At 61.9% G+C, this 19,507-nt stretch carries 12 protein-coding genes; 10 read left to right on the top strand and 2 right to left on the bottom strand.

Features of this window, described 5'->3' with window-relative positions; genetic code table 11:
* Nucleotides 1-24: 24 nt before the first annotated feature.
* From HHL09_RS11780 to HHL09_RS11765, 4 genes are all read left to right on the top strand, one after another.
* On the top strand, nt 25-1,746 hold the full coding sequence (locus HHL09_RS11780) for a DUF3592 domain-containing protein (protein WP_169454834.1): 1,722 nt from the start codon (nt 25-27) through the stop codon (nt 1,744-1,746).
* On the top strand, nt 1,743-2,159 hold the full coding sequence (locus HHL09_RS11775) for a hypothetical protein (protein WP_169454833.1): 417 nt from the start codon (nt 1,743-1,745) through the stop codon (nt 2,157-2,159). Before HHL09_RS11780 ends, HHL09_RS11775 begins: the two co-directional genes overlap by 4 nt.
* Entirely contained in the window at nt 2,156-2,734 is a 579-nt protein-coding gene (locus HHL09_RS11770; protein WP_169454832.1) for an ATP-binding protein, read from the top strand. Before HHL09_RS11775 ends, HHL09_RS11770 begins: the two co-directional genes overlap by 4 nt.
* Nucleotides 2,735-2,803: 69 nt before the next feature.
* Nucleotides 2,804-3,322, top strand: coding sequence for an NlpC/P60 family protein (locus HHL09_RS11765; protein ID WP_169454831.1), 519 nt, complete (start codon nt 2,804-2,806; stop codon nt 3,320-3,322).
* A gap of 161 nt (nt 3,323-3,483) precedes the next feature.
* On the opposite strand, the gene HHL09_RS11760 is transcribed toward HHL09_RS11765, so the two are convergent.
* Together HHL09_RS11760 and HHL09_RS11755 are read right to left on the bottom strand one after the other, a co-directional pair.
* Complete coding sequence (locus tag HHL09_RS11760; protein ID WP_169454830.1) at nt 3,484-4,119, bottom strand: HAD family hydrolase; 636 nt, start codon at nt 4,117-4,119, stop codon at nt 3,484-3,486.
* A 104-nt stretch (nt 4,120-4,223) separates the two neighbouring features.
* The gene (locus HHL09_RS11755) at nt 4,224-5,999 is read right to left on the bottom strand and encodes a S49 family peptidase (RefSeq protein ID WP_169454829.1); all 1,776 of its coding nucleotides are present in this window, start codon (nt 5,997-5,999) and stop codon (nt 4,224-4,226) included.
* 129 nt (nt 6,000-6,128) lie between these two features.
* Between HHL09_RS11755 and HHL09_RS11750 the strand changes: the two genes are divergently transcribed.
* The 6 genes from HHL09_RS11750 to HHL09_RS11725 all read left to right on the top strand — a co-directional run bounded on the left by HHL09_RS11750 (nt 6,129) and on the right by HHL09_RS11725 (nt 19,463).
* Complete coding sequence (locus tag HHL09_RS11750; RefSeq protein WP_169454828.1) at nt 6,129-6,713, top strand: YbbN family protein; 585 nt, start codon at nt 6,129-6,131, stop codon at nt 6,711-6,713.
* A gap of 15 nt (nt 6,714-6,728) precedes the next feature.
* Entirely contained in the window at nt 6,729-7,283 is a 555-nt protein-coding gene (locus tag HHL09_RS11745) for a thioredoxin family protein (protein ID WP_169454827.1), read from the top strand.
* 147 nt (nt 7,284-7,430) lie between these two features.
* Nucleotides 7,431-10,739 (top strand): carbamoyl-phosphate synthase large subunit, encoded by a 3,309-nt coding sequence (carB, locus tag HHL09_RS11740; RefSeq protein ID WP_169454826.1) that lies wholly within the window; start codon nt 7,431-7,433, stop codon nt 10,737-10,739.
* Between the two features lie 529 nt (nt 10,740-11,268).
* Entirely contained in the window at nt 11,269-12,633 is a 1,365-nt protein-coding gene (locus HHL09_RS11735) for a DUF58 domain-containing protein (protein ID WP_169454825.1), read from the top strand.
* A gap of 66 nt (nt 12,634-12,699) precedes the next feature.
* Nucleotides 12,700-15,024: a transglutaminase TgpA family protein gene (locus tag HHL09_RS11730; protein WP_169454824.1), complete on the top strand. Its 2,325-nt coding sequence runs from the start codon at nt 12,700-12,702 to the stop codon at nt 15,022-15,024.
* A gap of 359 nt (nt 15,025-15,383) precedes the next feature.
* Nucleotides 15,384-19,463, top strand: a complete 4,080-nt coding sequence (locus tag HHL09_RS11725; RefSeq protein WP_169454823.1) for a LamG-like jellyroll fold domain-containing protein — start codon at nt 15,384-15,386, stop codon at nt 19,461-19,463.
* Nucleotides 19,464-19,507: the final 44 nt, after the last annotated feature.

Genomic DNA, 19,507 nt, shown 5'->3' with positions numbered 1-19,507 from the left:
CTCCTGATCTGCTAGACCGCTCGCGTGCCAACCGCGGGGAAGAGCAATTCGGGCGAAACCAAGGGCGGCTGCGGTCTCGTCGGCTTCGGCATCTTCTGGACGCTTTTCAGCTCTATCTTCGTCGTGGCCGGCCTGTGGATGGCGTGGAAAACCTTCTCGGTTCATGGCTGGCGGGAGACGCCTTGCACCATCGAGCGCTTCGAGATCGCCGCGGACCCCTCGAAGAATCCTCCGTTTCGCGCCGATCTGCTTTTCCACTATGAGGTGGATGGGACCCTCTTCAGCGGCACCAAGCTTTGGGCGAACAAGGAAGGCAGCGATGAATTCGAGGATCTCTCGGAGATCCGCGAGCGCCTCTGCCAAGGTCCGGAAGGAATGATGCCCACGCACGCCGGTAGTCGCTCCGAGTGTCGTGTGAATCCAGCGAACCCCGCGGAAGCCGCACTCCTCCCCGGAGGCCAGGGCGGGATCTGGGGCGGCCTCGCCTTCGCGCTCTTCGGCGGAGTCTTCGTCCTGATCGGCGTGGCCCTGATCTGGGGTGGCCTTGGAAAAGCCAACACTTCCGTCAGCTCCCGTTCCGGTTCGGGCAAGCGTCAGGCATCGCCTGCGATTGTCGGGATCCTCTTCCTGATCTTCGGTGGGGTCGGCCTTGGCCTGCTTTTCGGCCTCGTCGTTCCGAAAGCGAAGGAATGGTGGTCGATGCGGCAGTGGTCTCCGGTCCCCGCGCAGATCGTTTGGAGCCGGGTGGTTAGCAAGAATAGCGATGACGGCACCACCTACGCCGTCGACATGCTTTATCAGTATGGCTTCAAGGACCGCAGCTACCTGTCCAACCGCCGCGATCTGATGGGCGGCAGCTCCTCCGGGCATGCGAAAAAGCAGGCTTTCGTGGATGCCCATCCGCCAGGGACTGAGATCCAAGTCTTCGTCGATCCAGGGAAGCCATGGCGCGCTGTGATGAATCGTGAGGCCGGCTGGTGGGGGCTCCTCGGGCTCTTTCCCTTGCCCTTCATCCTGATCGGAATCTTCGGAGTCCGGGGGATCTTCAAAAAGCGGTCCGCGCCGGCGGGCCATCCTTCTCCCTCCGCACCTTCACCCCAGTCTGCCTCCCGACTCACCCGCACCGGCGCAGTCCCGGCGATGCCGAGCGGCTCCTGGGTCCGCATCGGCCACGTCCCCTTCGCCGGATTGGTCTTCCTGCTGATCTTCGCGGGCATTTGGAACTTCGTGGTCTGGGGACCCATGCGGAATTCCGGTATCGCGGATGGCTTCGGGTTCCTCTTCTTCCTGCCCTTCGCCTTGATCGGCCTCGCGGTGGCCGCCGCGGTGGTTTACTCGGTCCTCTCGCTCTTCGGGCCGAAGTTTGAGATCCAGATGGAAGACTCGCACTTGGCCCGTGGAGATTCGACCCCGGTTCGCTGGCGACGCAGCGGCACGGTGCACCCCAGTCAGTTTGCCCTCTATCTGGTGGGGAAGGAGGAAGCCTCCTATCGCAACGGCTCCAGCACCTCCACCGCGACCTCGCTCTTCTACGAGCAGCTCCTCTTCGAAACCACCGTCCCGATCGCCATGGACCAAGGGCACGTTGAACTCCGGATTCCTTCCGACGCCATGCCGACCTTCCATGGGAAGAGCAACCGCCTGCGCTGGTTCATCGTCCTACGCGCCGTCGTCTCCCGGCTACCCGACATCCGCGGCGAGCGCGAAATCACCGTCCGCGTCCCTGTGAAGGAGGAGCTGTCATGAATGCCATCACGCTCACGAAAAAGCAGTTGGCTCCCTACCAGGCCTTGGAGGGCAGCGTGAGCTGGCAGCTCGACAAGGAACCCGGGAACCTCGAACTCCGCCTTTTCTGGTTCACCCGCGGTCGCGGCGACGAGGAGTCGGACATCATCGAGACCCTTTCCTTGGGTAACCAGTCCACGGGTCAGCGGTCCTTTTCCTTCAATCTCCCCGGCTGGCCTTGGAGCGTTGATGGCGCCTTGGTCAGCATCGTCTGGGCCGTGGAATTGGTCGAGGGTCGCGGCGCCGGGCTCGCGCTTGAAGAATTCGTCATGGGACCCGGCGGAAACGGCACCCGTCTTCGCCCCATCGAAAACTCGAAGTCCGAAGGCAAGCTCGCGGGCAAACTCCGCCGCCTCAGCCAGAAACCGCGATGATCGCTCGCGAAAATCCCTTCGCTCCCGCCCGGCTCGAGAAGGTCCTCGCCTTCGATCCGGTCTTGATCGGCAGCACTTGGGAGCTTCTAGAAAGCCGCTGGGCGTCCCTCGGTTTCCGCGGCGCGATCTGCGGTCGCCACGGAGCGGGGAAGACCACCTTGCTCCGGGCATGGGCCAAGCGGCTGCAGGAAAGAGGACAGCCACCCCTCCGGATCTTCCTCAATGATGAGAAACGCCGCCTCTCTCCGGAAGACCTCCGGACCTTGGAGGAGTGCTGCGGACGCATTCTCCTGATCGATGGCGAGCAGCACCTCCCTTGGCGCGAACGCCTGCTCCTCCGGCGCGCTTCCCGCCATGCCGCCGGAAAAATCGCCGCCCGCTGGTCCCCGGGATCTTGGCCGCTCATCTGCCGTTTGGAGCCTGATCCTCAGCTCGCTGCAGCGCTTCTAACGCGCGCCGCTCCCGAGTGGGTCGCTCGTTTTAAGCCCGATTTGGATCGACGCCTCGCAAATTGCCGCGGCAACCTCCGCGAGCTTTTCCTCGGCTGCTACGACGATCTAGCAAGCCAAGGCTAAGCGAACGGCCTCAGCATCAAGGGGCAAAAACTTTTTGTAAAAATTTAAGAAATCCTTAAAGTCCACTCCGTGAAACGACTTTTCCTACTTCTGTCTCTGCTCTCCGTTGCCGTGGGGCTTAGCTCCTGCGGTGGCCAGGTGAAGGCGAAACAGCCTGTTTCCTATCGTTTTGAAAGCGGCCGCACCGCCATGCTGAAGAACGGCATCGCCTACGCGCCGAAGAAGGCCCCTCTCGAGGTAAAGCGCGCCATCGCCGCCGGCAATCGCCTCCAGAACAAGCCCTACAAGTGGGGCGGTGGCCACGCCCGCCAGAACGATAGCGGTTACGACTGCTCCGGCACCGTCTCCTACGTCCTCCGCGAGTCCGGCCTGATCAAGGGCTCCATGCCCAGCAAGGGCTACTTCAACTACGGCAAGAAAGGCGAGGGCGATTGGATCACCGTCTATGTCCGGAATGGCCACGTCTTCATGACTGTCGCCGGCCTCCGCCTCGATACCGGTGGCCCCGGCGGCCGCAGCGGTCCCCGCTGGAAGCCGGAGACCCGTGCTGGTAAGGGCCACGTGATGCGCCACCCTTCGGGACTCTAATCAAGCCGATTTCAGAGAGAGAGCCGCATCCCGGCTCTCTTTTGCTTTCGGCACCTCCATCACCCAAGGGGACGGCTCATAAAAGCCCGGAACGGAGGTCCGGGTAAAGCCGCGGCAAGTATCGCGTCCGGTAGGGACGCTTCATGCGGGATCTTTGTCCCTCAAACCTCGATCTCTTCGATCGAGGCGCACACCCGGTCCGCCAGCGAGAAATCTAGGCACGCCGTCGTCCGGTTAGGCACGGCCCACACGTTCAGCCCCGCCGCCTTCGAGGACTTCACGCCATTCAGCGAATCCTCGATTGCTAGGCACTCTCCGGCCGGCAGCTCCAGTCTCCGGATCGCCTCCAGCCACAGGTCCGGTGCCGGCTTGATCCGCGGCGCGTCACCGCGACACACCACCGTCTTGAAATAAGACATCAGCCCCAGCTTCTCCAGCCAGCCATCCACCCACTGGTGTGAGGAACTGGAAACCACCGCTGCCGGGATGCCCGCCGCCTTCAGCTTTTCCAAGAGGTTCACCACCCCCGGCATCGGTCCAGCCTGCTCCAGATCACGCCGGATCTCCACCTGCCGCGCCTCGTCCAGCTGGTGCCAGTCGAAGCTCTTCCCCGTCAGCTCTTCGAGGTGAACCTTCGGCGACCAGGTATCGAAATCCGAGCCGATGCACTGCGTGTAAATCTCCAGTGGCAGAGGGTGACCGTTCGTGCGGAAGGTTCGGTACCAGGCCTCATAAATGGCCCACTCGGTGTCCACCAGGACGCCGTCGAAATCGAAGAGCACCGCGGAGAATTTCATACGCAGGGATGGACCGGCAGCCAGGCGAGGGCAAGGACAATGGCATCAATGGTAGGGCAGCGCGGGTTAGCGCGCCGCTCCCCTGCCAAGCTCCTGAACTCACATCACTTCATTCGCACTTCCAGATCCGGACCGATCAGCTGGATCGTCGAATCCGAAGCAGCCTCGATACGTTCCAGCGCCCGCGTCATCGTCTCGCGCAGCGGCTTCGGCAGCGTAGAAAGCTTCACATCGCCCAGCGTAGCCATCACCGCTTCCGCAGCGGGCGAGCGGTGTACGCCCATCCGAACGATCTCGCCTTCCGGCGGTTTCTCCGGCTTCGCGAAAAGTCCCTCGAGCGCGCTCTTTGGCTCGGGCACCAGCTTCGCGGAGTTCGCATCGATCTTCGCTTCCTTCGCGGCAAAGCTAATCGCCTCGCCCAGGCCGCCGATCTCATCCACCAGCCCCAGTTCGAGCGCCCGTGCGCCTGTGTAAACCCGGCCGCCGGCCATGCCTTCCAGCTCGCCCTTTAGGCGCGGACCGCGGCCGTTCTCGATCCGCTTCTTGAAAGTGCCATACACCTCCAGCATCGAGTCGCGCACCATCTTCGTCTCCTCTTCGCTGTAGGGTTTCATCATCGACATCGCCCCCGCACGCGCACCGCGCTGCGTCGCATGGGTCGTGATCCCCAGCTTGTCCAGCGCCCCGCCGATCACCATCTTCATCCCGACCACGCCGATCGAGCCGGTGATCGTTCCTTCCTCGGCAAAGATCCGGTCACCCCCTGCGGAAACATAGTAGCCACCACTCGCCGCCACGCCGCCCATCGAAACGATGAAGGGCCGCTTCGTCGCCTTCCACTCGTCCGTCGCTTCCCACAGCACCTCGCTGGAGAGTGCCGAGCCGCCGGGTGAATCCACGCGCAGCACCAGTGCCTTCGCGTGCGGATCCTTCATCAGCTTCAGGATCTCGTTGCGCACCGGAGCGATCGTTTCATCCGAAATATCGGAATCCAGCGCCACCACCGCCACATAGTCGACCTTGCCCGCCTTCGACCTCTCGTCTTGGAACATCAGCTTGAAGATGTCCATCAGCCCCGTGATCTCCGGGCCATCCAGATCAGGCAGCGAATACTCGCGGTCGAATTTCGCGCCCTCGTAGGCCGCCTTCACCGCCGCATTGAAGTCCGTGCGGTGCTTCAGCTCATCCACCAGTCCGGCATCCTTCGCCTCTTTCGTCGTGAAGGTACCCTTGTCGATCAGCCCCTTCACCGTCTCCGGTGAAATCTTCCGTCCTTCCGCCACCCGACCCACGATCTGGTCGTAGATCCCGCCAATGAGTTCTTCCTGCTGCTTCTGCGCGAACTCGCTCGGACCCGTCCGGTAGAACTCCTCGCCGAAGCTCTTGAAGTCGCCGATGTGGATCACATCCGCCACCACGCCCGCCTTGTCCAGCAGGCCCTTGAAGTACATCGACTCCGCATAAATCCCGCTGAAGGACACATCGCCCTCCGGCATCAGCGTGAAATGATTGGCCGCCGCACCCAGCAGCGCCGTCGCATTGCTCAGGCTATCGCTATACACCCACACATCCTTGCCCGCGGCGCGCACCTCCTTCAGGCGGCGGTGGATCTCCTCGATCTGGGAGAGGCTCAGCTTGGCATCGTCCGCATCCAGCACCACCGCCTTCACCTCCGGATCGCCGGCCGCCTTCGTGAGGCTTCGCGTGATGTCGAAAAGCGTCAGCGGACGGGTCGCCTCCATGTCCATCCCCAGCAGCGACGCCTTGGAGCGGCCGGATTCGGATAGCTCGTCCTCAAGGTCATAGATCGCCACGATCTTCTTTTCCTCCGCGGCGTGAAGGCTGCCGGCCAGCAGCAGCGGGAGCAGGGCTCGATACATGCCGCGATGCCTAGCATCGGAGTGCCTCGCTGGCAATGGGGGGAGAACCTTCTTTCCGAAGCCGGCCATGGAGGACGATAATGGCTAAAATGGTTCGCGTTTCTTAATTGTCCCCATAACTTCCGACGCATGTCCTCCCAACAAACGGGCGCATGGATCCGCCGCATTTTCATCCTCCTCCTGATCGGCGGTGCGGCCGCAGGCGGCTACTTTTTCGTGATGCCGGAGAATTTCGGCAGCACCTCCCTCGGCAGCACCACGATAAAGGTCACCAAGGAGAACATCAAAGAAGTCCAGGGGAAGCAGGGGGTGATCACCATCACGAATCTCCGCGTCTCCGGAAATGCAGAGTCCGGAAAGCTCGAGCAGGTCCTCGAAAAACTGAAAAAGGACAAGTACCATGAGAAAATCCAGCTCGCGGAACTTGATATCGAAGCCGAACAGGAACTCGCCACTGCCGCAGGCGTGGGACACGATCTGACAAAATTCGCCGGTCACCTCGATTTCCACGCGGAGGGCCGGAAGATCGGAGATCTTGTGGGTCAAACGGATCCGAAGATCGTCGAAGCCAAAATCGATGAAATGCTGACCGTCGGCGTGAAGCGCATGGACAAAAATTGGTTGCCGGAGGTTCCCGGAATGCAGCGGGATCGTGGCCAGCCGGTTCTCGACATGACGCCCGCCAAGAAGCCGGCGGCACCGGGCAATCCCTGAGCACCGGATTCCACCATGAGAGCATTCCTTGGCCTGAGTCTTGTCGCGGTCCTCACCGCCGCCTCATGTGAAAAGGCCAAGCAATTGATGGCGGCCACCGCCAGAAAGGACGCGTCCGCTGCCAGCTCCGCTCCGGTTCCCCTCACCGAGATCGACGCCGCTTCCTACGAGCCCTTCACCCAGACCCCGGGAAAGCTGGTGGTCGTGGTCTTCGTCGCGGACTGGTGCGGCGTTTCCAAGGAAATGGAGCCGGTCCTGGCCAAGACGGCAGGAGAATTTTCCTCCACCGCCGTGGTCGCAAAGATCGATTCCGAGCGCTCGAAGGCTTTTGCGGCGTCGGAGAATGTCTCCGACTTGCCGGAAATCCGCTTTTATCGGGACGGAAAGATGGTCCAGCGGGAGCTGGGCCAGATGGAGCATGAAGAGCTTCGGAAGGCCTTCCGGAGTCACTCGCAAGGCCTGGCTCCCTCCACACCCCCGGAGAATTCCGCCGCACCGGCCGCCCCCGCCACCCCGGCGATCAGTCCGATGAAGAAGGATTGGCGGCCTCCCGGCTTGGAAAGGCGTTAGGGGAGGGGACTGGAGGCCCGCTTGGAGCGGACGCTTTGGGATGGCTGACTAAAATCGAGCCAATCCAACCCTTTACATCCCCGGCTGACCCTGCGAAACACCCCGAAATTTAGCCTCCGCACGCCCGCCAGCTAGCTCCGTCCCGCCATGCCTAAAGATACCTCGATCCACAAGATTCTCGTCATCGGTTCCGGTCCCATCGTCATCGGCCAAGGATGCGAGTTCGACTATTCCGGGGTTCAGGCCTGCAAGGCCCTGCGCGAGGAGGGCTACGAGGTCGTCCTGGTGAACTCGAATCCGGCCACCATCATGACCGATCCGGAGTTCGCCCACCGGACCTACATCGAGCCGATCACGCCGGAAGTCGTCGAAAAAATCATCGCCCGCGAGAAGCCGGACGCCCTGCTGCCGACCCTCGGCGGCCAGACGGCGCTCAATACCTCGATGTCCCTCTTCAAGTCCGGCGTACTGGACAAGCACAACGTGAAGATGATCGGCGCGAATGCCGATGCCATCGACAAAGGCGAGGACCGCCAGCGTTTCAAGGATGCGATGCTGAAGATCGGTCTGGACGTGCCGCAGTCCGGCACCGCCCACACGATGGAGGAAGGCCGCGCCGTGGCCGAGCAAATCGCCGCCTACACCGGCAAGAATTTCCCGCTCATCATCCGCCCGGCCTTCACCCTCGGCGGCCAGGGCGGCGGCATCGCCTACAACCGCGAGGAGTTCGAGGAGATCGTTTTCCGCGGCCTCGATCTCTCCCCGGTCTCGGAAGTCCTCATCGAGGAATCCCTCCTCGGCTGGAAGGAATACGAGATGGAGGTCATGCGCGACCGCGCCGACAACTGCGTGGTCATCTGCTCGATCGAGAACATCGACCCCATGGGCGTGCACACCGGTGACTCGATCACCGTGGCCCCGATCCAGACCCTCACCGACCGCGAATACCAGATCATGCGGGATGCCTCCTTCGCCGTGATCCGTGAGATCGGCGTCGAGACCGGCGGCTCGAATATCCAGTTCGCCATCGATCCGGTCTCCGGCCGCATGATCGTCATCGAGATGAATCCGCGCGTCTCTCGCTCCTCGGCTCTGGCTTCAAAAGCCACCGGCTTCCCGATCGCGAAGATCGCGGCCAAGCTCGCCGTCGGCTACACCCTCGGCGAACTCCCGAACGATATCACCCGCGAAACCCCGGCCTCCTTCGAGCCGACCATCGACTACGTGGTCACCAAGGTCCCGCGCTTCACTTTCGAGAAATTCCCGACGGCGAACCAGGTGCTCACCACCTCCATGAAGTCCGTGGGCGAGGCCATGTCGATCGGCCGCACCTTCAAGGAGTCGATGCAGAAGGCACTCCGCTCGCTGGAAACCGGCCGCTGGGGCTTTGGCTTCGACAAGAAGGACATGCACGGCGCCTCTCGCGATGAGATCGAGCGCAAGCTCGCCGTGCCGAATGCCGAGCGCATCTTCTGGCTCCAGACCGCCTTTGTGAATGGCTGGACCATCGATGAAGTCTTCGAAGCGACCGCCATCGATCCTTGGTTCCTCCATCACCTCAAGGAGATCGCCGATGAGGGCAAGAACCTCGCGACCCTCGATCTCAAGGATGCCAAACGCCTCGGTTTCTCCGACCGCCAGATCGCCATGGCCCGCGCCCACGCGCCTGCCATCCATGATGCCTCCATCCACGGTGAGAAGGATCAGCCAGCCGGCGCACCGCCGCGTGCCGAGCCCGAAGGCGCCGTCGTGGATGTCCCGACGGAGGACACCATCCGCGCCGAGCGGAAGGCCCGCGGCATCATCCCGACCTACCGCCTCGTGGATACTTGCGCCGCGGAGTTCGAAGCTTACACGCCTTACTTCTACTCCACCTACGGTGACGAAAACGAAGCCCGTGAGTCGGACAAGAAGAAGATCATCATTCTCGGTGGTGGCCCGAACCGCATCGGCCAGGGCATCGAGTTCGACTACTGTTGCGTCCACGCCGCCTTCGCCCTGAAGGAACTCGGCTACGAGACCATCATGGTGAACTCGAACCCGGAAACGGTTTCGACCGACTACGACACCTCGGACAAGCTCTTCTTCGAGCCGCTGACCTTGGAAGACGTTCTCAATATCTGTGACCAGGAGAAGCCGGATGGCGTGATCGTGCAGTTCGGTGGCCAGACCCCGCTGAATCTCGCCGCGGACCTCAAGCGCCACGGCGTGCCGATCATCGGCACCTCTCCGGAAAGCATCGAGCTCGCCGAAGACCGCAAGCACTTCTCCGCGCTCCTTGATAAGATCGGCCTGAAGCAGGCGGAAGCCGGCACTGCCGTCTCCGAAGACGAGGCCGCTGCCATCGCCAATCGCATCGGCTATCCTGTGTTGGTCCGCCCGTCCTTCGTCCTCGGCGGTCGCGCGATGATGATCGTTTACGAAGAGCCCGAACTGCGCCGCTACATGCGCGAGGCCGTGGACGTTTCTCCGGATCGCCCGGTGCTCGTCGACCGCTTCCTCGAAGGCGCCACCGAAGTGGACGTCGATTGCATCTCGGATGGTACGATGGCCGTCGTAGGTGCCATCATGCAGCACATCGAGCAGGCCGGCATTCACTCCGGGGACTCCGCCTGTGTGATTCCCGCCTACTCGCTCTCCGATGCCATCAAGGCCGAGATCACCCGCGCCGCAAAGGAACTCGCCCGCGAGCTTCAGGTGAAGGGCCTGATGAACATCCAGTTCGCTGTGAAGGACGAACAGCTCTACGTGATCGAAGTGAACCCGCGGGCTTCCCGTACCGTGCCTTTCGTCTCGAAGGCCACCGGGGTGCCGCTCGCGAAGTACGCCGCGCAGATCATGGTCGGGAAGACCCTGCCGGAGCTCGGCTTCACCGAGACCGTCATCCCGCCGCACTTCTCCGTGAAGGAAGCCGTCTTCCCGTGGAACCGCTTCCCCGGCATCGACATCGTCCTCGGCCCGGAAATGCGCTCCACCGGTGAAGTCATGGGCATCGACCCGGATTGGGGCATGGCCTACGCGAAGAGCCAGACCAGCGCTTTCAACCCGCTGCCCACCTCCGGGAATGTCTTCCTCTCCGTCTCCGACCGCGACAAGCCGGAAGCCATGGGCATCGCCCGCGAGCTCGTCGACCTCGGCTTCCAGGTCTACGCCACCGGCGGCACCTGTGACCGCCTCCAGGCGGAGAACATCCCCTGCCACCGCCTCTACAAGCTCAACGAAGGCCGCCGCCCGCACGTCATCGACATGATGAAGAACCGGGAAATCAGCTTCATCATCAACACCCCGAGCGGCCACGCCGCCCGCGAGGATGAAGTGAAGATCCGCTCTGGTGCCGTCGCGAACAAGGTCAGCCACTGCACCAACCTCGCAGCCGCCGTCGCCTCCGTGAAAGCCATCCGCTCCCTCAAGGAGAAGGAGCTCACCGTGAAGTCGATCCAGGAGTACCACGCTTGATCCTTCCCTCGGCGACATAGATTCAAGGAAAGGGGCGCGAGCAGCGCCCTTTTTCTTTTCCAGGGTAGGAACAAGCGCCCCTTCACAGAACGGGTACAGGGTTAACACCTGTATGGGGACATCGTTTACACCTCCGGCTCCGAAATACCGGATGCTCCCTGGGACCGCGAGCCTCCCGGCTCGCTTGGATGGTAGGCAAGGGTGGTCTGCACACGCCCTCCTCCACCCAAACCCCAATGGGACGCTCCTTGGCAGTAGAACCCTACCTGCGCATGCGCCAAACTTCCCACCAGCATGCTTTCGACCCGCCTTCAACCTCCTCACTTCGACGTTCAATGTTGGAAGTTCGACGTTCGACGTTCCCCCTCCTCGCCTGTTAATTTCTTTGTTATAGCAGGCGGAACAGGCGCGGATTCAGCCCTCCTTTCCCCGCCCCAAAGGTTTTCCCCTTGGCGTCTGCCCGGAAGCCGATGAAGTTTTCGGGAAAGCGCCGATGCCACCCCAGCCGCCACCAGGAATCCGCCCACCGGTGAAAAAGACCGGCCCTTGGTCATTCCTCCAGCGCTTCCAGTACCGGACCTACTCACTCGGCACGGCCTTCAATTTCTTCCTGAAGCGTCGCATTCGTCCGACGGGTATCGGCGTTCTCCTCGTCATCGTCGTTTCCGCAGGGGCTGCCGCGGGAAATCCGGAAGCATCGGTCTATCAGTCCTTCGCCTTGGCTTGCTCGCTCTCGGTCGTTGCCCTGCTTTCCCTGCCTTTCCGGCGCGCGAAGCTGGAGGCTCTGCGGGATCTGCCCGCCCATGCGACCGCAGGTCAGGAGCTCACCTATCACATTTCCGTCCGCAATCTTCGCAAGCGATCGCTGCGGCGCTTCGAACTCATCGAGACCCCGCCGGACCCTCGCCCGTCCATGGCGGTTTATTTCGGCAGCCGTGAACCCGGTGAAGAGGAGCGGAACGTCTTCGATCGTCGCTTGGCTTGGTATCGGTGGAACTGGCTTGCGGAATCCCGCCTGCTCTTTGAAGGCGGGCGCGGTGTCCTCGTGCGGCGGCTGAAGCCGGGCGGCTTCACCAAGGTCGCGGTCACCCTGACCCCCCTTCGTCGCGGGGTCATCCGCATGAATGACCTGCGCGTCCTGCTCCCGGACCCTCTCGGACTCTTCCAGCGCTGCCAGAAGATTTCCGCCGCGGCTTCCAGCCTCGCCGTGCTGCCCCGGCGCTTTCCCTTGCCCCACTTCGAGCTTCCCGGCAGCGCGCGTTTCCAGCCCGGCGGCGAAGCCGTGGCCAAGCACGCGGGTGCCACGGGGGAGTTCACCGGCCTGCGCGATTACCAGCCCGGCGATCCTCTCCGCCTCATCCACTGGGCCACGTGGGCCCGCACCGGGAAGCCGGTGGTAAAGGAACTCGAGGACACCTTCTTCCCGCGCCACGGGCTGATCCTCGATACCTTCCCGGATCCCGTGGATGCAGACCTCTTCGAGGACGCAGTCTCGGTCGCCGCCTCCTTTGTCGTGGCGGTCGATGCCAAGGAATCGCTGATCGACCTGATGTTCATCGCCGGCCACGAGCGCGTCATCACCGCCGGCCAAGGCATCGCACGGGCGGAGACCCTGCTCGAGGTGCTCGCCGGCGTGGAGAGTTCTTCCGAGGAAGACTTCGAATCGTTGGCAAGGCTGGTGCTTCGTCATGGCGAGGACCTTGCCGGCTGCCTGTGTGTGTTTTCCGGTTGGTCGGAAAGCCGCGCAAAATTCCTGACCCGCCTCAACCGCGCCGGAATCGAAACCTCCGCCCTGATCATCGTCCGGGACAAGCATGCTGCCGCGCCGCGCTGCCATTTCCTCCGGCATGCGGAGCTGGAAAAGGATCTCATGCGCCTTCCCCGGCAGCTCTGAATTTGGCGACCCCCACGAACTGTGCGAAGCTCCAGCCATGAACCCCAGCCCGGCTCCCTACCTGACGTGACCCAGGGACCTCCACGCTATCTGCTTGGCTTGGCGATCTTGTTCTGGGCGGCCATCACGGAGCGGGTTGTTCCCGGCTTGATCTGCGCGCTCCTGATCGAAGGGGCGAATTGGACCCGCGTGCGCTGGGCCTTCGGGGAAAAGGCCGCGCTGGTTGCATGGCGGCTTGCCGTGCTCTTTCTGGTGATGGCCATGGTGCTGGTGCTCCTGCAGGGCGGCTCCCGGCTTACCGCCATGTCGCGCGTCTTCACCTGGCTGCCGGTGATCATGTTTCCGCTGCAGTTCGTGCAGTCCTACGGGACTTCTCGTACTTTGCCGCTTTCCACTTTCTCGATGATGGTGCGCCGCCGCCGCGCTCACGCCTTGGCGCATGGCCTTCCTTATCGGGAAGTCCGCTTCAGCTTCGGCTATGCCTACCTTTGCGGGATTTTGCTCGCCTGTAGCCTAGGCGAGAATGCAGGTGCTCCTTGGTTCTACCCCGGGCTGATCCTCATCGTCTTCTGGGCCTTCGTCTCCATGAATTGGAAGTCGGTGGGATTGGCGACGGTTGTTGTCCTTTTGCTCTGTGCTCTCGGGGGGATCGGTGGCCAAAGGGGCCTTACCGCGCTCTACATGTATGCCACTACGGGGAACTCTTCGCCGGACAGTGATCCGACCCTGAACAATGCCCGCGAAAGGAATACCTCCATCGGTGACATGGGAAAGCTCAAGCAGTCTCCCGAGGTTGTTTGGCGGCTCATTCAGGAAAAAGGTCCGCTTCCCCGTCTGCTACGGGTGGCATCGTACAACACCTATTCCGGGACGGTTTGGCAGGCCCAGATCCCGCGCGATCGGAATACCGATGCGAAGGACTTCGAAGCCCTCCCCGAACTGGGCAATCCCGCAAATCCCGACGACCCGGAGGACAGCTTCCAGATCTGCCCGCCCGGATTGCCGAATCAAAGCGTAGCGATCGATCCGCAGCTCAACCGTTTCAAGATCCGCGGCGTGGTCCCTGATCGCGGTGGCCTCTTCCCTCTGCCAGCGAATGCGGCCAGCCTCCACCAGTTTGCTTTCGAGGAATTGGAGCGGAACTCTTTCGGCACTTTTAAGATCAAACCGTCCCAACCGGTGAGCGATGCCAGGGTGCTCTGGGGGGACGAGTTCGCTACCGAGGCCCCGCCTTGGGAATCCATTGTTTCCGAGGGAAAGGCTTATTCCCGGATGGGATCGATCCGTGCCTTTGACACGAAGCCTTCAGGTAGGAATCGCGGCTGGAGCGTGATCCATCTTTCCGACGCCGAGCGGAACCTCCTCCGGGATGGGAAGTTCCAAGGTCGGCCTTGGCCGTGGCGATCGATGATTCCCTCGGGTCGGCCCAAGTGGAGATTGGTTCAACCCGACCTCTCGATTCCGCCCAAAGAGGCGAAGGTGCTCGCGGAGATCGTGGACGAGCTGGGTCTCCGCGATGGCAGTACCATTGAGCGGATCGAGCGCTTGCGGGAATACTTCCTATCGAACTTCCGTTATTCGAAATACAATTCGGTTCCCCGGGATTTGGAGGGTTTGCTGCGCCAGAACAAACGGTTGCGGTCCGTGCTGAGGGATGAAGACCGGACCCTGATCGCCACCTTCCTCCAGTACACCCGCGCCGGGCATTGCGAATTCTTCGCCACCTCAGCCGCCTTGTTGTTACGTGAGTCGGGCATTCCCACGCGCTACGTCTCGGGCTTTGCGGTCGTGGAGCGGAATCAAGAAACGGGAGAAACCGTGATCCGCGGCACCCACGCTCACGCCTGGTGCCGGGCTTGGGACGAAGCATCCCAACAGTGGTTCGATGTTGACCTGACGCCTCCCGATTGGACCGGCATGGAGACCCCGCGGATGTCCCGGTTCCAAGGCTTCCAGGACGCGATGCAGCGGCTGCGCGAGGATCTCTTGGTCTGGCGTGACCAGCCTGGCCACATGGCGATCATCACCTCGATCCTCCTCACCCCGGTGCTCATCGGCCTCGGCTTCCTTGGCCGGAATCTCTGGAAATCCCGCCAGCAGTTGGAAGCCACCAAGCGTAAGAAGCGCGGACCGGTGGTGCTCGCGGAGACCCCGCTCCTTTCCTTGGAAAAGGCCGCCCGGAAGGTGCTGGGTGAACGTCCACCCGGTCTGCCCTTGGGCTCTTGGCTTTTGCAATTGTCCCCCAGGATTTCGAGTCCGGAACTCTTGGCGGAAGCTGTCAGGATCCATCATGGCCTGCGCTTCGACCCGCAGCCCGGGGACCCTCAAGCAGGTTCGCGTCTCCAATCCTTGGTCCGGGAAATCAAGAATCAGCTCACAAAGCGGCCGTAGGATCCATGCGGCGATTTATTTAAGCGTCCGCCGTTCCCTTTGTGATCTGCTTTTGCTCCGCCAAACCGATTTTTTCTGGTCTGCAATCTGCTCATTGTTAGCGGATTGACCCGATCTGTCATTCAGCTTCGATAAGGCAGTTTAAGTCAGTTATTGATTTTTAAAGTGAGGATGCTCAGCGTGCTAGGTGTGCATTAGGTTCATAAGTCTCTTTTTTGAGCCGTAATGAATTGAAGTGCATGCCGCCATTGAGAAGCGCTGCCCGGGTGCCCCTACACCCGCCTGCACGGCTCGATTGCATGGCCCAAATCGCACCCCGGCGGTCACCTTCCTAGGCCGCCGGTCAAAGCAAAAGCCCCATGAGACCTCATCACGTATCCCGATTCGTACAGCGATATTCCGGGCAGGCGCTCATCGCCACGGCCCTCTCGGCTCTACTCCTCCCCTCGGCCCGTGCCGACTACCAGACGGAGGTCATGAGCGAAAACCCGATCGTCTACTACCGCTTCGATGACGGGGTAGCGACCGCCGACCTCCCGAGCCCTGCAATCAATGCAGGAAGTCTTGGTGCGGTGGCGGATGGTAGCTATCTCGGCACCTTTTCGCGCGGAGTAGCAGGAGCCATCGCCGGGGACACCGCCGTGGCTTTCCTGAACAATACGCCCGTTGATACCGTGGCTTATACCGGCTCGGTCAACATCCCGCTGAATGCGGCGCTTAATCCGTCGCAGTCCGGAACCAATCCCTTCACGGTGGAATGCTGGGTGCTGCCCAGCCGGAACACCTCGACCCTGCTTTCCCCGGTGAACTCCATGAGCTTCACCACCGGCCGCGCCGGCTATTTGATCTATCAGAACGGCGCGACATGGGAACTCCGGATGGGCAACAAGGCCGCCGCGAACAACGTCACCGCGATGACCGGTGGCACGGTCACCGCAGGGCAGTGGCAGCATCTCGCCTTCACCTACTCGGGTGGGACGAATGGTACCATGACGCTTTATGTGAACGGCGTGGCCGTGAACTCCGGAGCCGTCACCAATGGATATGAAGCGAATGACAACGCTCCCTTTGTGATCGGCGGCACTTCTTCGCCGAACCGGACCTTCGATGGCTCGGTGGATGAAGTGGCGTTTTTCCCAAGCTCGCTTCCGCCAGCCCGGATCCTCGCCCGCTTCAACGAGCGCACCAATAATCCCGCCGGCTACGCGGGCCATGTGGCCGCCGATTCCCCGGTCGGCTACTGGCGTCTCGGTGAAGCGGCTTATGTCCCGCGCACCCCCCCGGCTGCCGACAACCTCGGAACCTTGGGCAGCGCGGCAGACGGCGGCTACATTGCCGGCGCGAAGAATTCGGCCACCGGGCCTTCCTCGGGCTCTGGCTTCCTGGGCTTCGGCGCGAGCAACTCCGCGGTCGCCCTTCCGAATGCAGACGGCTTCGTGAGAAGCAGCCTCGGACTGCTCAACAACCGCACCTCTTTCACGGTGATGGGTTGGGTGAAGCGAGGTGCGGTCCATTCGACCCGCGGCGGCTACTTCGGCCAGAACGATCTGCTGGAGTTCGGCGATGCTGGCAACGGAACTCAGATCGAAGCCTGGAGTTCTGCTTCAGGGCAGGTCATCACTCCGGCTCCTTATCCCTTCGCGGATGATCAGTGGGGTTTCATCACCTACGTGGCGGATGGCACCAAGGTGCAGATGTACCTGAACGGGAATCTGGTCACCTCGATCGCCTCCGTGGTGTCGAACTACGGGAACTCGACGTACAATTTCAACATCGGCGGTGGCGGCATCTTCGGTCCCACCGGCGACTACTTCCGCGGGGAAATCGACGAGGTCGCCATCTTCGACCGCGCCGTGACCCCGGGCCGCGTGAAGCAGCTCTATGATGCTGCCTTGGGTAACACGCCGCCGGGTTTGGTGGAACTCTTCCCGACCGTGTCGCCCACCGGTGACATCGCGGAAGGTCAGCCCTACACGCTATCCATCGATCCCACGGGCACGCCGCCTTTCACCTACCAGTGGAAGCTGAACAACAATCCGATCCCGGGTGCCACCTCGCGCACCTACACCGTTCCCGCCGCAGCCGCGAACACTCCTCCGGAGGCAGCCTACGTCTACACCGTGACCGTCACCAATGCGGCGGGCGACGTAACCAGCGATCCTACCGAGGTCTTCGTCACGCCGACCTTGAAGTGGTCCTCCGCGACTTCTCCGGGGACATGGGACATCGGTACCACCAGCAACTGGAAAACCTACACCGCCGGTACCACCTCGACTTACTCGGATGACTTTGCGGTTTTCTTCGATGACTCCTCCGCAGGCACAGCCGTGGCGCTTGCTACCGACGTCGTGCCAAGGGCGGTGAACTTCAATAATGCGACAAAGGACTACACCTTTACGGGCCCCTGGCTCATCAGCGGCCTGCCTGGCGGAACGCTGACGAAGGATGGCGCGGCAGCGGTGACCTTCGCGAATGACATCGTGAACATGGACAATCTCGTGGTGAACGCGGGCACCTTGCGGGTTGGCGATGGCACCAATGGAAGCCTGACGCCGATCAGCCAGGTCAAGGTCCAGGGCGGCACCTTCGAGGTGAACCAGGCCGCGGGCACCACCTTTGACAGCCCGACGACCGTGACCAGCGGCTTGATGAAATTCACGGGCACCGGGAACATCGCAACCAGTGCCACGGCCGTCATCGGCGGACCGGGTAACCAGACCTTTGATCGCAATGGAACCGTCCTGCTGAATGGCCCGAATACCATCGGCGGAACGATCACGGTTGCGTCCGGCACGCTCGCCTTCGACGGCAGCCAGCAGGCAAACCGTCTGGCCGCTGGCAAGGTGGTTGGCGTGAGCCCCGGCGCCACGGTCGAAATCCGCGGTGTCAACGCGTTGCCGACGGGAGCGAACTCCGCTAATTTCAATCTGAACCAGGCCACCATGAACATCGTCTCGGGTGGCAGCGATGCCATTGGCGTCGGTGGCCAAAGCCACGCTCACCTGGGCACGCTCGGTTTGGATGGAAGCACGATCATGCTGGCCTACTCCGGACAAGGCAGTGCCTATGATACGGAGAGCTTCCAACTGAATGGTAATATCAACGTAACCGGCACCACAGCCTCGGCTATCACCATGGGCGTGGGAACCAATGCTGGAAACAGTGGTATCGCCATCCCGGGAGATACGGCAACTCACACCATCACCGTGGACAACGTCGCCTCCGGTGTTGATTTCACCATCGGCACCGAGCTTGAGAATGGTGCGACCAGCACCTTGGCGAAAGCCGGTGCCGGCACCTTGCGCCTGGCTGATAATATCGCCCATGGCTACTCCGGAACCCTCCGCGTGGATGAGGGGACGCTTGAAGCCACTGGTTCGGTCTCGGGTCCCCTGATCGTCAGCGCGGGTGCCACCATTGCTCCCGGTCCCTCGGTGGGCAGCTTCGGTGCGACCGCGACCACCTTGAGCGGAACCTATCTCTGCGAGATCGATGGCACTGCGGCGGACAAGCTCGTCGTGAATGGGAATCTGACCTTGAGTTCGGGATCGCAAATCAATCTTAGCGTCCTTGGCGGTGGAGTGACCGCCTCGTCCTATGAGCTGATCTCTTGCAGCGGTGCACTTACGGGAACCCTGCCGAACGTGACCGGTGTGCCCGCAGGCTACACGGTGACGATCGTCTCGAGCTCCGTGGTGATGGTGCAGGCTGGTTTCAATCCGCAGCCGACGATCGCTACCACCGCGCCACCGGTAAATGGGATCTCGGATTTCAACAGCAACAACGGAGGCTTCTCCGTGAGTGCGCCGGTGACTTCCGAGACGGACTGGGCGTTCTCACCGGGCTCCTGGCGGAGTTCCGGACAGGCCACGGGCTTCGGAGAGGACAATACCTCGTTCCTGATCAGCCCGATTTACAAGGTGAGCCAAGCCGGCCCGGTGTCCCTGAGCTTCACCCATCGTTATAGCTTCGAGGAAAACTTCGATGCTGGAAACGTGCAGGTCAGCATCAATGGTGCTGCCTTCACAAACATGCCGGACTCGGCCTTCACGCAGAACGGCTACAATAGCACCGTGCCGGGAGATGTGACGCATTCACTCAAGGGCTTGGATGCCTTCATGGGGAACTCCACGGGTCATCCTGCCTACCTCACCAGCGTATGCACCGTTGCTACGGCAGCCGTGGGAGACAGGGTGCAATTCCGCTTCGCCGCAGCCTATGACAACAACACCATCGGCAATCTCAATCCGCCGGGTTGGGAGATTGATTCGTTGCAAGTCACCGGCGGCGTTCCGAGCCTGATGACCCTGACCTGGCCGGTTGGCGTCATGCAATATTCGGATAACCTTCAGCCGCCGTGGACGGACATCCCGCTCGGTAGCCCGCTGGTCATTGATGCCAATGCTGCGCAGAAGCGCTTCTTCCGATTGAAGCCCTGAACGGCCGTCATTCTGCCAACCTGAAACGCAAGACGGACGGGCAT

This window comes from Luteolibacter luteus (genome assembly GCF_012913485.1).
GTDB lineage: Bacteria > Verrucomicrobiota > Verrucomicrobiia > Verrucomicrobiales > Akkermansiaceae > Haloferula > Haloferula lutea.
The sequence above is the reverse complement of the archived record's forward strand: the minus strand, read 5'-3'. Positions and strand labels throughout refer to the sequence as shown.

Coding starts and splice junctions, on each gene's coding strand:
- HHL09_RS11775 (WP_169454833.1), top strand. CDS start 1,743: ATGAATGCCATCACGCTCACGAAAAAGCAGTTGGCTCCCTACCAGGCC.
- HHL09_RS11770 (WP_169454832.1), top strand. CDS start 2,156: ATGATCGCTCGCGAAAATCCCTTCGCTCCCGCCCGGCTCGAGAAGGTC.
- HHL09_RS11760 (WP_169454830.1), bottom strand. CDS start 4,119: ATGAAATTCTCCGCGGTGCTCTTCGATTTCGACGGCGTCCTGGTGGAC.
- HHL09_RS11755 (WP_169454829.1), bottom strand. CDS start 5,999: ATGTATCGAGCCCTGCTCCCGCTGCTGCTGGCCGGCAGCCTTCACGCC.
- HHL09_RS11750 (WP_169454828.1), top strand. CDS start 6,129: ATGTCCTCCCAACAAACGGGCGCATGGATCCGCCGCATTTTCATCCTC.
- HHL09_RS11745 (WP_169454827.1), top strand. CDS start 6,729: ATGAGAGCATTCCTTGGCCTGAGTCTTGTCGCGGTCCTCACCGCCGCC.
- carB (WP_169454826.1), top strand. CDS start 7,431: ATGCCTAAAGATACCTCGATCCACAAGATTCTCGTCATCGGTTCCGGT.
- HHL09_RS11725 (WP_169454823.1), top strand. CDS start 15,384: ATGAGACCTCATCACGTATCCCGATTCGTACAGCGATATTCCGGGCAG.